Raw genomic sequence first — 13,970 nt, forward strand, 5'->3', positions numbered from 1 at the left:
CAAATTTTATGGCTATATTTAGATATTCAAAATAAATATTTCGGAATGATATGTTAAGATTAATAGTAAGAAGAATAAAAAAGGGAGGGCTGAAGAATATAGGATTTCTTATATTCTTATAAAAAATTATGAAACAAACAACAAAACAAATAATAACAGGTACATTTCTAGCGACAGCAACATCTTTTATTTCGACGCATGCCTTTGCAGAAAGTGATAATTTAGCGACAGTAAATGCAACAAATTTAAATATACGTGAACAACCTACAACTCAAGGGAAAGTTATAGGAACAGTAAAAAAGGGAACAAATGTACAAGTTTTAAGTAAGGAAAAAGAATGGGCTAAAATTTCTCATGATGGAAAAGAGGGGTATGTCACATTACAATTTTTAGGATTTTCGAATGGAAATCCAAACGTTGAACAAAAACAACAATTAACGATTAATAATGGACAAAAAGAAGAGGGAATTGTTACGGCAACTCGTTTGAATGTACGTAATAGTCCAACTCTAGGTAGTTCAATGATTGGCTATGTTCAAAAAAATGAAAAAGTAACGGTATTAGGAAAAGCGAACGGCTGGGCAAAGATTGAATATAAAGGAAAAGAGGGATATGTATCTTTAGAGTTTTTAAAATTTGGAGATGCAATTCAAACACCTGACACTTCTGGCCAAAAGCAACTGCAACCAATAATCAAAAATGGAGCACAAGAAGTAGGAACAATCAATGCAACAAGCTTACGAGTAAGAAGCGCAGCGAATACAAGTAGCTCGGTTTTAGGGAACCTAAAAAATGGTGAAAAAGTAACAGTACTAGGAAAAGCGAATGGTTGGGCAAAAATAAGCTATCAAGGAAAAGAAGGGTATGTATCGTTAGAGTTTGTGAAAATTGATGGCAACACAGAAGAGATAAAAAAGCCGGAACAACCGAAAACATCAGATGCAACGATTAAAAATGGAACGCAAGAAGTAGGAACGATCAATGCGACAAGTCTCCGAGTAAGAAGCGCAGCGAATACAAGTAGCTCGGTTTTAGGGAACCTAAAAAATGGTGAAAAAGTAACAGTACTAGGAAAAGCGAATGGTTGGGCAAAAATAAGCTATCAAGGAAAAGAAGGGTATGTATCGTTAGAGTTTGTGAAAATTGATGGCAACACAGAAGAGATAAAAAAGCCGGAACAACCGAAAACATCAGATGCAACGATTAAAAATGGAACGCAAGAAGTAGGAACGATCAATGCGACAAGTCTCCGAGTAAGAAGCGCGGCGAATACAAGTAGCTCGGTTCTAGGAAACTTAAAAAATGGTGAAAAAGTAACAGTACTAGGAAAAGCAAATGGCTGGGCGAAAATCAGCTATCAAGGAAAAGAAGGGTATGTGTCGTTAGAGTTTGTGAAGTTAGAAGCAGGAAAACAAGAAGAAAAGCCAGCGGAAAACATTACGAATGGAACGCAAGAAGTAGGAACGATTAATGCGACAAGTCTCCGAGTAAGAAGTGCGGCAAATACAAGTAGCTCGGTTCTAGGAAACTTAAAAAATGGTGAAAAAGTAACAGTACTAGGAAAAGCAAATGGCTGGGCGAAAATCAATTACCAAGGAAAAGAAGGGTATGTGTCGTTAGAGTTTGTGAAGTTAGAAGCAGGAAAACAAGAAGAAAAGCCAGCGGAAAACATTACGAATGGAACGCAAGAAGTAGGAACGATTAATGCGACAAGTCTCCGAGTAAGAAGTGCGGCAAATACAAGTAGCTCAGTTCTAGGAAACTTGAAAAATGGTGAAAAAGTAACAGTACTAGGGAAAGCAAATGGCTGGGCGAAAATCAATTACCAAGGAAAAGAAGGGTATGTGTCGTTAGAGTTTGTGAAGTTAGAAGCAGGAAAACAAGAAGAAAAGCCAGCGGAAGACATTACGAATGGAACGCAAGAAGTAGGAACGATCAATGCGACAAGTCTCCGAGTAAGAAGTGCGGCGAATACAAGTAGCTCGGTTCTAGGAAACTTAAAAAATGGTGAAAAAGTAACAGTACTAGGAAAAGTAAATGGCTGGGCGAAAATCAATTACCAAGGAAAAGAAGGGTATGTGTCGTTAGAGTTTGTGAAGTTAGAAGCAGGAAAACAAGAAGAAAAGCCAGCGGAAGACATTACGAATGGAACGCAAGAAGTAGGAACGATCAATGCGACAAGTCTCCGAGTAAGAAATGCGGCGAATACAAGTAGCTCGGTTCTAGGAAACTTAAAAAATGGTGAAAAAGTAACAGTACTAGGAAAAGCAAACGGCTGGGCGAAAATCAATTACCAAGGAAAAGAAGGGTATGTGTCGTTAGAGTTTGTGAAGTTAGAAGCAGGAAAACAAGAAGAAAAGCCAGCGGAAGACATTACGAATGGAACGCAAGAAGTAGGAACGATCAATGCGACAAGTCTCCGAGTAAGAAGTGCGGCGAATACAAGTAGCTCGGTTCTAGGAAACTTAAAAAATGGTGAAAAAGTAACAGTACTAGGAAAAGTAAATGGCTGGGCGAAAATCAATTACCAAGGAAAAGAAGGTTATGTGTCGTTAGAGTTTATAACGATTGGTAAAGATTCCATAGATCCAACAAACCCAACAAACCCTGGACAGGTAACAGAAGAACGAGCAGTTGTAAATGCGTCTTTATTAAATGTACGTAAAGGTCCATCAACAGGTGCGGCAGCTGTCGGTCATTTGAAAAATGGAGAGACTGTTACGATCATAGGAAAAGAAAATGGCTGGGCAAAAATCCGTTTTAATGGCGGAGAGGGGTATGTTTCGTTACAGTTCTTAAAAGTTAAACAAGGTTCGTCTTCTTATGAAATTGTTACCTCATCACAAAAGGTTCAAAAACCAAATGAAGCGGAAGCAACACAAATTATGCAGAATATGAAAGAAGATGCTTACATTAAAAGTGACGGTAAAGTTGTAAATATGAAGCAAGGTTTCGTTCGTGCAAATGGTGTTATTAATATTTATGATATTACGACGGGTAAAAAGCTCACATATGTAAAGGGTGGAGCTGACCTGAAATTTGTAAAAGCTGTTGATGATCGTATTCATGTCCAAATTGATGGTATGACAGGTTATGTGAATATAAATGATGTTACATTACATCCGACAATGACTGGTGAGAAAACGTCGTATTATGCAACTAAAAATGGCAAGTTATATCATTATGTATACAATCCGGAAAATGGTAAACATGCAACGTATCAAATTGGTAATGCTCCGAAACATTTAAAAGAAGGAGAGCGTTACGAGGCTTTTGATAAGAAGCAAATTGGAGGACAAGATAGTTATCAATACTTTGAGTATATGCCACTTCGTGCAACATCTACTTATACAGGAGATGAAATTGATAATTTCTTACGTAAATCGAATGCAAAGAGTCCACTTATTGGATTAGGAAAATATTTTGTAAGTGCAGCAGAGAAATATAAGATGAATGCCGGTTACTTAGTGTCACATGCAATTTTAGAATCAGGATGGGGAACAAGTCGTATCGCGCAAGATAAGAAAAATTTATTTGGCTTTAGAGCGGTAGATTCAGATCCATATAATGGTGCAACTGGATTCAAAACATGGGAAGAAGGTATTGATTTTTGTGCGGCATATATAGATAAGCATTACTTAAATCCAAGTGGAAATACATATAATGGTGGAAACTTAGGAGATAAGGCACAAGGAATGAACGTCATGTATGCAAGTGATGAAAATTGGGGACAGCAAATTGCCTCGCTTATGTATAGAATTGATGCAATGAATGGAAGTAAAGATTTAAATAAATATCGACTTGGAACGTTAACGGCAGGTTCTCCGATATTCAAAAGTATGGCTGAAGGTCAGACTGGAATGACATCTCGCAACATTATGGTAGCCATTAAGAAAACAGTTAATACACCACAAGGATCGTATTATGAAATTGTTTCGGATAATAAAGAATACAACAGTGTCTACGTAAAAGCTGGATCTGTAAATCTTGTGAACTCTTATTAAAGGAAAACATCATCATTTCAATGCAGAAAAGTGAAGTTCATAATGTTAGAGGAAGTGACAGTGTGAAAAAATATATCGCATTTGATATTGGTGGTACACAGATTAAATATGGGATTATTTCAAAATCTGGGATATTACTAAATCACGAAACTACATTAACAGAGGCCCATTTAGGTGGGGAACAAATCGTTCAAAAGATTATTAGCTTGGCGGAGCAATTAATGAATGAACATGTTGTTTCTGGAATCGGTATTAGTACAGCCGGAATTGTAGATATTCATAGAGGAATCATAACTGGCGGCGTGGATCATATTCCACGCTATGCTGGTATTCCTATTATTGATAGATTACAAGCTGTATTAAAAGTTCCTATATCCATTGAAAATGATGTCAATTGTGCTTTGTTTGGAGAGATGTGGCAAGGTGTTGGAAGAAATGAAAATAATTGCATTATGCTTACCCTTGGAACGGGAATAGGGGGAGCTATTGTTATTAATAAAAAACTGTACAGAGGTCATTCATTTAGTGCTGGTGAATGGGGCAATATGTTGATCGAAGGGAAACAATTTGAAGAGGTTGCCTCGATTTCAGGGTTAATTTCTCTTGTGCGGAAGTATAAAGGTAGCGGGAATTGGAACGGTGAAAAAATTTTTGAATTATATGATCAGAAGGATAAAGAAGTTATACATGCCGTTCAAATATTCTTTAAACATTTAGCCATTGGAATTAGTAATCTTGCTTATATCTTCAATCCAAAAGTAATTATTATTGGTGGAGGGATTACTAATAGAGGTAATCGATTTTTAGAAGAAGTAAAGGAAGAGGTACGAAAATATTTAAATCCTGAGATTTATAGTAATTGCGAGATTAAAATCGCACAAAATCGTAATCACGCAGGAGTGATTGGTTCGATTTACCACTTCTTACATCAATATAAATAAATGATATAGGTGTTTTCATATAATTGAGAATTTATTCTTTTTCTCAATAGATAAATAATGCTACAATATAAGAGAAGAATACAATATTTTCCGATTAGGAAAATGCTTTGTAGAAAGGAAGAAACTTCATGCCTATTATTTTAGAAAAAGGACAAAAGATCGATTTAACGAAAGGACAACCGAGAGTAGCAAAACTACAGGTTGGCTTAGGCTGGGATCCAATTGGGCAATCAGGTGGGTTTCTGTCTTCATTATTTGGAAGTAAACCAAATGTAGATTGTGATGCATCAGTTGTTATGTTAGAAGGAGAGCGTTTTTTAAATAAAAATGATTTAGTTTACTTTGGAAACAAACTTTCTACTTGTGGTAGTATTATTCATTCAGGAGATAATTTAACAGGTGAAGGCGCTGGTGACGACGAAACAATTTTCGTAGAATTACATAAAGTTCCGAGCCGTATTAATCGTTTAGTATTCGTTGTAAATATTTATGACTGTGTAAATCGTCGTCAAGATTTTGGGATGATTCGTAATGCATATATTCGTATTCAAAACCCGCAAACAGGTGAAGAATTAGCACGTTATAACTTGTCAGATAACTATGCTGGCAAAACGACTCTAATTGCAGGAGAAATGTACCGACACGGAAGTGAGTGGAAGTTTTCAGCGGTTGGAGAAGGAACACAAGATAAAAATTTAAGTGAGATTGTATCACGTTATCAATAAAATAAACCGAGGAGGAATTGTATATGGCATCAATTTCGTTGAAAAAGGGACAAAAGGTAGATTTAACAAAAACGAATCCAGGTCTTTCAAAAGTTCTTGTAGGACTTGGTTGGGATACGAATCGTTATGACGGACAAAACGATTTCGATTTAGATGTTAGTATTTTCTTAGTAGGTGCGAATGGTAAAGTTTCAGGCGCAGAGGATTTCGTCTTCTACAATAATCCAAAAGGTGCGAATGGTGCTGTAGAGCATTTAGGAGATAACCGCACAGGCGAAGGTGAAGGCGATGACGAATCAATTAAAGTAGATTTGAAAAATGTTCCTGCTCACATCGAACGTATTTGTTTCACAATTACAATTTATGATGGAGAAGGCCGTAGCCAAAACTTTGGACAAGTTTCTAACGCTTTCGTACGTATTCTAGATGAAGAGAAAAATGCAGAATTAATTCGTTACGATTTAGGAGAAGACTTCTCTATTGAAACAGCGGTAGTAGTGGGTGAATTATACCGTCATGCAGGTGAATGGAAGTTCAATGCAATTGGAAGTGGATTCCAAGGTGGATTAGGTTCTCTATGTAATAACTTTGGTTTAGATGTAGAGTAATAGATTTATATATCCATCGGTGAAACGCATGTTTACTGATGGATATATTTTTAAAGATTAAAATATAGAGGTGAATATAAATGGTTATTCAGTTACAAAAAGGACAGAAGATCGATTTAGGTAAGACAAGCCCTGGTTTAACAAAAGCGGTAATTGGTCTTGGGTGGGATATTAAATCTTATGATGGTGGATCTGATTTCGATTTAGATGCATCGGCATTTCTATTAGATGCGAACGGAAAATGTACGAAGGAAACTGATTTTATTTTCTATAACAATTTACAGTCTCCTTGTGAATCTGTTCTGCATACAGGAGATAACCGTACAGGTGAAGGTGAAGGCGATGATGAGCAACTTGTTGTCGATTTGAAGAAAGTTCCAGCAGATGTACATAAAATTGCAATCACAGTTACAATTTATGATGGTGAAGGCCGTAATCAAAACTTTGGACAAGTCGGAAACGCATTCGTTCGTTTAGCGAATGAGGAAACAAACGAAGAAGTTCTTCGTTTTGATTTAGGGGAAGATTTCTCCATTGAAACAGCAGTTGTCTTTTGTGAATTATACCGTCATAATGGACAGTGGAAGTTTAATGCAGTAGGAAGCGGTTTCCAAGGTGGATTAGGTGCGCTTGTAAGAGCGTATGGCTTGGATGCATAAGAAGGGAAACGACATTCGTTTCCTTTTTTTGACCTTTCTATAAATCTAGCAAAGAATAGGGGATAAAGGTAAGATGAGCATTTTGCAAGAAATCATTAATACGTATGCTCAGTTTTTCGACTTAGATATGTGGATTAAAGTGTTGCAAGATCCAGTATCTTGGGGATTAATTGGTACACTTGTTGTACTTGAAGGGTTACTATCTGCTGATAACGCACTTGTGTTAGCGGTAATGGTAAAACATCTTCCGGAAGAGAAACGTAAAAAAGCATTATTCTACGGACTTATTGGAGCTTATGTGTTCCGCTTTATTGCGATTGGAATTGGAATGTTCTTAATTAAATTATGGTGGGTAAAACTTCTTGGTGCGCTTTACCTTGCTTGGTTATCAGTGAAATACTTTATTGATAAGCGTAAAGGTGCAAGTGAAGAAGAGGAAGCTCATGGTATGAATCAAAATAGTATTCTCTTTAGAATGTTCGGTGTCTTCTGGGGAACGGTTGCGATGGTTGAATTAATGGATATCGCGTTCTCTGTAGATAGCGTACTTGCTGCATTTGGTGTATCAAATGAAGTTTGGATTTTACTATTAGGCGGAATGCTCGGTATTTTAATGATGCGTGGTATTGCTGGCGTATTTTTAAAATTGTTAGAGCGTATTCCAGAATTAGAAACAACAGCGTATATTTTAATTCTAATTATTGCAGCGAAAATGTTATTGTCTCTAATTGATATTCACATTAGTCATACACTGTTCTTTATTATTTTACTTGTAGCATTTGGAGCAACATTTATAATTCACTACATGAAGAATTCTGGACAGGCTAAAGAAGAAGTTGCAGCTACTAAAAATAATCATAAATAATTGAAATGGGTTTGCTCGTTATGCGAGCGCCCATTTTTTATAACTAAAAATAGTTTATAATAGAAGAGAGACTTTATAAAAACGTAAATGTTTTTGGAGGTGAACTGTTGTGTTTTCACGTTTTACACTTCAACCATGTGCATTAAAAGAAGAATCAGATTTAAAACAATTTGAAGCGCTTTTAGAAAAACGCCCACAATATGAACTGACAGAGAATGAAATGAAATTTAGTTATATAGCAACGCGTATTCTTGGTGTTCCTAATGATGTAGATGAATATTTCAATGATTTATTTGATTATAGTGAAGCAAAAGGGATTGAGGTTTTGCATGAACAAAATTTAAATAAGGTGATTGATTCCGAAAAACTGCGTCATATTCAAGAAGTTTTTGCGTTACATCAAGAAGCACCAAATGGACTTACAGTAAATAGGCTTGTAGCCCATTTGTCTGGAAAGCAACTATTACCGCAAGTAGACAATCCTGATTTGCAACATTATATACATACGACGTTTATTTCTGTATTGAAATTGTATGAGAAACAACATAATCAATCTTTAAAGACAGAAGGATTCCGTCGTTTCTTAATCGATATGATTAAGTTAAGTGAGAATTATGTAACGAAGTGGTTTTCTACGATTAATTATAAGAAACAAATGCCGCGTATCATTTGGTATGGTGATGCACAGGAAAGTCGTATATATTTCTTATACTTTCTTATTATGCTCGGCTGTGATGTACTTTATTATCACCCGGAAGGAAAAGATGGCTTTGAGAATATCGATGAAGCGGGAAGAACTTTTGTTGTGTCTCATTCAAGCCGTATTTCTCTTGAACCATTTCCCGATCGTCGTTGCGAACGCGTCGCAACAGTAGCGTACCAAGCTTCAAAGGAAATTGAGCAAGTACTTCACCATGATAATTCACTACTGTATAAGCCGTGGCAATTCCGTTCGTATACACCTGTAGCACGTACATTAAAAACGACATATGATGAACTCTTTTTAATTACGAAAGAAAAGTCGTTTGTACGCCCAACATTCTTTGTTGAAAATAAACACATTTATATCCCTTCTTTATTTGCAAAAATATCAGGCGTTTCAAAGAACGATAAAGAATATTTTCAACGATTAAAGGCAGTTACATCATTCGATAACAGTTTATTAATTAATACATTCCCGTTTACGAAAGAACAAAAAGCGAATTTCCAATATCATTACCGAGATGCATTGGACCGCGGAGGAAAGTTACACCCGGATTTAATTATGAATAGCCATTGGTGGCCGCATAAGCGTTTACCGGAAGGTTTACAGCATGGTATTGCAGAGGCAATCATCCATACGTGTGAAAGTGAAATGTGTAAACCAGTTGGGAAAGAGATGAAACAAGAGGTAGCACTATATGTTTTCGCGCAGCTCTCTCAAATACCACCGAATATTTTAGAACAGCTTGAGAAATTTGATTATTCACAAGATGTACCGAAAATTGTTATATTTAATAATGAGAAGAGTGGAGAATTAACTCGTTCCGATGCTGTTTTACTACTATTTTTAAATCAAATTGGAGTAGATGTATTCCATTTCAATCCAACGGGGAGAAACGATATTGAACCGTATATTGAAGCAGGCGCATTTGATTCACATTGGCTTGAGGAAGTTAATTTTGATCTTGAGTTTCATGGTTCATCAGCCTATAAAAATTTATCACAAACAATAAAAGGACTATTTCGTCCATTTTTATAAGGAAAGGGAGAATACCATATGAATAACCCAGTCGTACTAGATTCAAAAACAGAATTAAATGAGCAAACCGCACAAGATGTCCGTTTACAACTTAGACAAGATGCGGAAGTACAACGTATTTATAATGCGGTAGATATTAAAGATCAGTTAGAATTAATCGAGCTTGGAAAAGAACCGTCTATAGAAATTTCACGTTTCGCTGATCAAATTTTACATACAATGTCTTTATCAAAAATAGAAGACTCTGGTGAATTATTAAAACAGCTTGGTAAAATTATGGACAGGTTTGATAGTAAAGATTTTGCGGAAGAGAAAAGTGGTTTCTTCTCACGTATGTTCAAAAAAGCAGATAAAATGATTGAACAAATCTTTAGTAAGTATCAGACAATGGGTCGCGAAATGGATAAAGTATACGTAGAAATTACGAAGTATCAAGATGAAATGAAAAAATCAATTGGTACGTTAGATGGCTTGTATGAGCAAAACTTAAAGTATTATTTAGATTTAGAAAAGTACGTAGTGGCAGGAGAAATGTTATTAGAGCGTTTAAATACAGAGTTAGTCCCGATGTATGAAGAGCGCGTACGTAATAATGATCAACTAGCAGGTATTGAATTAGAATCACTTAAAAACTCTGTTGAAATTTTAGAGCAACGTATTGATGATTTAGAAAAGGCACGTATGGTTGCTCTACTTACAGCACCACAAATTCGTATGATTCAACGTGGTAACAATAAATTAATAGGTAAGATTAATACAGCATTTATTACAACGATTCCTATCTTTAAAAATGGTATCATTCAAGCGGTAAATGCGAAACGTCAAAAGCTTGTTGCAGATTCTATGGCTGAACTTGATCGTCGTACAAATGAGTTACTGAAGAAAAATGCACAAAATATCGCAACTCAAAGTGTGGAAGTAGCGAGATTATCAGGTTCTTCTAGTATTAAGATGGAAACACTTGAAGAAACTTGGAACATTATTTCAAGAGGTATGCAAGAAACACAACAAATTGAAGAGCAAAATAAACGTGAGCGTGAAGAAAGTCGTAAGCGCATGGCTACACTAACAGAAAACATCAAAAAAGAATTACAAGGATAAAGTGAAACTTTAATCAGTGGGTTTTTGTTCATCCTCACTGATTGTTAACCTTCACCAATTGGGCGTTTATGGGCAGTTGATCTCCCACCTCAAGCTGAATTTTGAGGTGGGAGTTTTACTACCGGGAAAATAGTGGGATAAAGAAAAGGCAATGAGGAACAGTCCTCATTGCCTTTTAGTTTCTCTTAACTAATTTAATGATTTCATTCACAACGAGCGGAATGATACTTAACAAGAGAACAAATCCCCAATCGCGTAATGTTAATGCATGTACACCGAATATATTCGCTAGAGGAGGGATGGAGATGATACATACTTGCATAAGAACACCAATAAGAAGTGAGAAGACTAAGTATTTATTTGTAAATATCCCAATTGAGAAAATCGATTTCGTTCTTGAACGCAAGTTAAATGAATGAACGAGCTGAGAAAAACTAAGAACGACAAATGCCATCGTTTGAGCATGTAATAGAGCATCTTCATCAATTTGCTCTGGGAAAAGTGGAAATAAGTTTGTATCTCCAGCATAGAGTTTCGCCCCAACGATAAAGGCAGCTAACGTTAAAAATCCAATTACAACACCATTGAAAATAAGAAAAGGGACGCTCCCGCTAAATAGACTTTCTTTCGCACGTCGTGGTTTTTCTTTCATCACATCTGAATCTTCAGGATCAACACCGAGTGACAATGCAGGAAGTGTGTCGGTAATTAAATTAACCCACAAAATGTGGATTGGGCGTAATGGTGTCGCCCAGCCAAGTAAAATAGCTAAAAATAAAGCGATAATTTCTCCGAAGTTACAAGAGAGTAGGAAGAGAATCGATTTTTTTATGTTACGGTAAATATTTCTGCCTTCTTCAACGGCTTTAACGATAGATGAGAAGTTATCGTCTGTTAAAACGACATCTGCTGCGCCTTTTGCAACATCTGTCCCTGTAATGCCCATTGCTACGCCAACATCTGCTTGTTTTAAAGATGGAGCATCATTGACGCCATCACCAGTCATAGAAACGATATTTCCTTTCGCACGTAATGCTTTTACAATCTTCACTTTATGTTCTGGAGAGACCCTAGCGAATACATGTAAGTGATTAATTTTGTTTGCTAGTTCTGTATCTGAAATGTTATCTAGTTCAGTTCCAATCATAATTTCAGATTTTTCTTCAGCAATACCAAGTTCTTTGGCAATTGTAAAGGCGGTATCCTTATGATCACCAGTAATCATAACTGTACGAATACCAGCTTTTTTACACTCTGTAATGGAATCTTTTACTTCTGTGCGTGGTGGATCAATCATACCGACAAGACCGATAAAGATGAGATTTTCTTCGAGATGATTAATATCCACATCGTTCGCATTATATTGTTTAAATGCGAATGAAAGTACTCTTAAAGCTTCTTGAGACATTGCCCCGGCAGCTTCTAATATTTGATTTTTATCAGAATTTGTGAAGACCTCAACTTTGTCATTTATAAAGATATGGGTGCAGTGAGGTAAAAGTTTATCAATAGCACCTTTCGTCATACTATAGTAGCTTTCATCGTATGTATGCACTGTTGACATCATTTTACGATCAGAATCAAAAGGTAGCTCGTTAACACGTTCATGTTTATTTTCTAAATGATCTTTTTGCATGTTAAAAGTGCTTCCAGCAACGAGAAGGGCAATTTCAGTAGGGTCCCCAGTTTGGGATTCACTACTATAAGACGCATCATTACATAACACCATATTTTCTAACAATAGACGGTGTACATCATTATTTACATTCAAATTTTCTAACTGAGCGTATGTGTTATCACTATAAAAGTGAGTAACGGTCATTTTATTTTGCGTTAATGTACCTGTTTTATCTGAACAAATAATTGTGACAGACCCGAGAGCTTCAACAGCTGGTAGTTTACGAATGATAACGTTTTGTTTAATCATACGCTGCACGCCAATTGCAAGAACGATGGAAACGATAGCTGGTAGTCCTTCAGGAATAGCCGCTACAGCTAAACTAATTGCAGTCATAAACATTTCTAACGTATCGCGTCCTTGTAAAAAACCGATGAGAAACATAATAGCGCAAATGGCTACAGCGACAAAGCCTAAATATTTTCCTACTTGTGCTAAGCTTTTTTGAAGTGGTGTCATATCATCATCTGATTCATGTAAAAGGGTAGCAATCTTACCAATTTGTGAGTTCATACCAGTTTCAACAGCAACACCAACGCCACGTCCGTATGTTACTAGCGTCGACATAAAGGCCATGTTTTTTTGATCGCCCAGTGGCACTTGTTCATCAGTTTGCATAGAAGGATGATAAAGTGCATCCTTATCAACAGGGACGGACTCACCAGTTAGAGCAGATTCTTCAACTTTTAAATTTGCTGTTTCGATAAGTCGTAAATCACATGGTATATAACGTCCAGCATCGAGCATGACGATATCACCTGGAACGACTTGTTCAGATGGAATTTCTTTTAGTTCGCCGTCTCGTTTTACGATAGCTTTAGGTGTTGCCATTTTTTTTAGTGCTTCCAAAGCTTGCTCAGCCTTTGACTCTTGGATGACACCAATAACTGCATTTAATATGACAACGAGCGCGATAATGCTTGCATCTGCCCATTCACCTACAAAGGCAGAAATAAGGGCAGCTATAAGAAGAACATATACGAGGACATCATTAATTTGGGAAAAAATCCGCTGCCATAAAGTACGTTTTTGTTTTACTGTTAATTCATTTGAACCAAATTGTTTTAAGCGTTCATTTACACCGTCAGCGGTTAAACCACTTTGTTCATTTGTTTTAAGATCCGTTAATATTTGATCTTTCGTCTTACTGTACCATTTGCTCATAAGTAAGCACCTCCAGTAAAAACAGTTAGCAATGGTAGTGTTGCTATTATTTGTGAGTAGTATGTACGGAGAAAAAATCTAAGATGAGCTTCTACTTCTATTGTACAATATTTTACAGTTGGTTGAGGAAAAGAGAAGAGTTGTCATGAATTTGTTGGAAATAAAAAAGAGCCTCATATAAGAGAGGCTTTTTTACTTTTTAATTAATGTACCTAATTCTTCTGTAATAGCTTGCATTTCACTAATGCTGAATGTTTCACGTTTCATAACATGCTCATAGATGTCACGTAAGTCCTCGTACATTTCTTCGTTAAAGCTAGCGGCTCTCATCGCTCCAGCATTAACCATACGTAATTTTTCTTTAATAGCTTCGACCATATATTCAACGTTTTCTTCTGACTTTACGGATAAATCCACCGAAGTGTCCCCCTTTAAAATAACATAAGGCTATCTTAACATTTTTTTATCATTTTCGTTAATGAAT

At 36.2% G+C, this 13,970-nt stretch carries 10 protein-coding genes; 8 read left to right on the forward strand and 2 right to left on the reverse strand.

Annotation, left to right across the window (positions count from 1 at the left end):
- Nucleotides 1-128: 128 nt before the first annotated feature.
- From ACUN26_RS26295 to ACUN26_RS26330, 8 genes are all read left to right on the forward strand, one after another.
- A complete protein-coding gene (locus ACUN26_RS26295; RefSeq protein WP_277495995.1) occupies nt 129-4,004 on the forward strand; it encodes an SH3 domain-containing protein in 3,876 nt (1,291 codons plus the stop codon).
- A gap of 62 nt (nt 4,005-4,066) precedes the next feature.
- The gene (locus ACUN26_RS26300) at nt 4,067-4,945 is read left to right on the forward strand and encodes an ROK family protein (protein WP_000759854.1); all 879 of its coding nucleotides are present in this window, start codon (nt 4,067-4,069) and stop codon (nt 4,943-4,945) included.
- A 128-nt stretch (nt 4,946-5,073) separates the two neighbouring features.
- Nucleotides 5,074-5,670, forward strand: coding sequence for a TerD family protein (locus ACUN26_RS26305; RefSeq protein ID WP_001121599.1), 597 nt, complete (start codon nt 5,074-5,076; stop codon nt 5,668-5,670).
- 23 nt (nt 5,671-5,693) lie between these two features.
- On the forward strand, nt 5,694-6,278 hold the full coding sequence (locus ACUN26_RS26310) for a TerD family protein (RefSeq protein ID WP_000146728.1): 585 nt from the start codon (nt 5,694-5,696) through the stop codon (nt 6,276-6,278).
- Nucleotides 6,279-6,358: 80 nt separating this feature from the next.
- Nucleotides 6,359-6,937 carry a TerD family protein gene (locus ACUN26_RS26315; RefSeq protein ID WP_000236645.1) on the forward strand — a complete coding sequence of 193 codons (579 nt, stop codon included), beginning with the start codon at nt 6,359-6,361 and terminating at the stop codon, nt 6,935-6,937.
- A 73-nt stretch (nt 6,938-7,010) separates the two neighbouring features.
- On the forward strand, nt 7,011-7,802 hold the full coding sequence (locus ACUN26_RS26320; RefSeq protein ID WP_000025680.1) for a TerC family protein: 792 nt from the start codon (nt 7,011-7,013) through the stop codon (nt 7,800-7,802).
- A gap of 109 nt (nt 7,803-7,911) precedes the next feature.
- Nucleotides 7,912-9,543, forward strand: a complete 1,632-nt coding sequence (locus ACUN26_RS26325) for a YceG family protein (protein ID WP_000492832.1) — start codon at nt 7,912-7,914, stop codon at nt 9,541-9,543.
- Between the two features lie 18 nt (nt 9,544-9,561).
- Complete coding sequence (locus tag ACUN26_RS26330) at nt 9,562-10,644, forward strand: toxic anion resistance protein (protein ID WP_001064415.1); 1,083 nt, start codon at nt 9,562-9,564, stop codon at nt 10,642-10,644.
- A 175-nt stretch (nt 10,645-10,819) separates the two neighbouring features.
- Here the strand turns inward: ACUN26_RS26330 and ACUN26_RS26335 are convergent, their stop codons facing one another.
- Both ACUN26_RS26335 and ACUN26_RS26340 read right to left on the reverse strand, forming a co-directional pair.
- Nucleotides 10,820-13,486, reverse strand: coding sequence for a cation-translocating P-type ATPase (locus tag ACUN26_RS26335; protein ID WP_000049586.1), 2,667 nt, complete (start codon nt 13,484-13,486; stop codon nt 10,820-10,822).
- 192 nt (nt 13,487-13,678) lie between these two features.
- Nucleotides 13,679-13,903 (reverse strand): DUF1128 domain-containing protein, encoded by a 225-nt coding sequence (locus tag ACUN26_RS26340; protein ID WP_000366197.1) that lies wholly within the window; start codon nt 13,901-13,903, stop codon nt 13,679-13,681.
- Nucleotides 13,904-13,970 lie beyond the last annotated feature (67 nt).

This window comes from Bacillus sp. WC2503 (assembly GCF_052682895.1).

Coding starts and splice junctions, on each gene's coding strand:
- ACUN26_RS26295 (WP_277495995.1), top strand. CDS start 129: ATGAAACAAACAACAAAACAAATAATAACAGGTACATTTCTAGCGACA.
- ACUN26_RS26305 (WP_001121599.1), top strand. CDS start 5,074: ATGCCTATTATTTTAGAAAAAGGACAAAAGATCGATTTAACGAAAGGA.
- ACUN26_RS26310 (WP_000146728.1), top strand. CDS start 5,694: ATGGCATCAATTTCGTTGAAAAAGGGACAAAAGGTAGATTTAACAAAA.
- ACUN26_RS26315 (WP_000236645.1), top strand. CDS start 6,359: ATGGTTATTCAGTTACAAAAAGGACAGAAGATCGATTTAGGTAAGACA.
- ACUN26_RS26320 (WP_000025680.1), top strand. CDS start 7,011: ATGAGCATTTTGCAAGAAATCATTAATACGTATGCTCAGTTTTTCGAC.
- ACUN26_RS26330 (WP_001064415.1), top strand. CDS start 9,562: ATGAATAACCCAGTCGTACTAGATTCAAAAACAGAATTAAATGAGCAA.
- ACUN26_RS26335 (WP_000049586.1), bottom strand. CDS start 13,486: ATGAGCAAATGGTACAGTAAGACGAAAGATCAAATATTAACGGATCTT.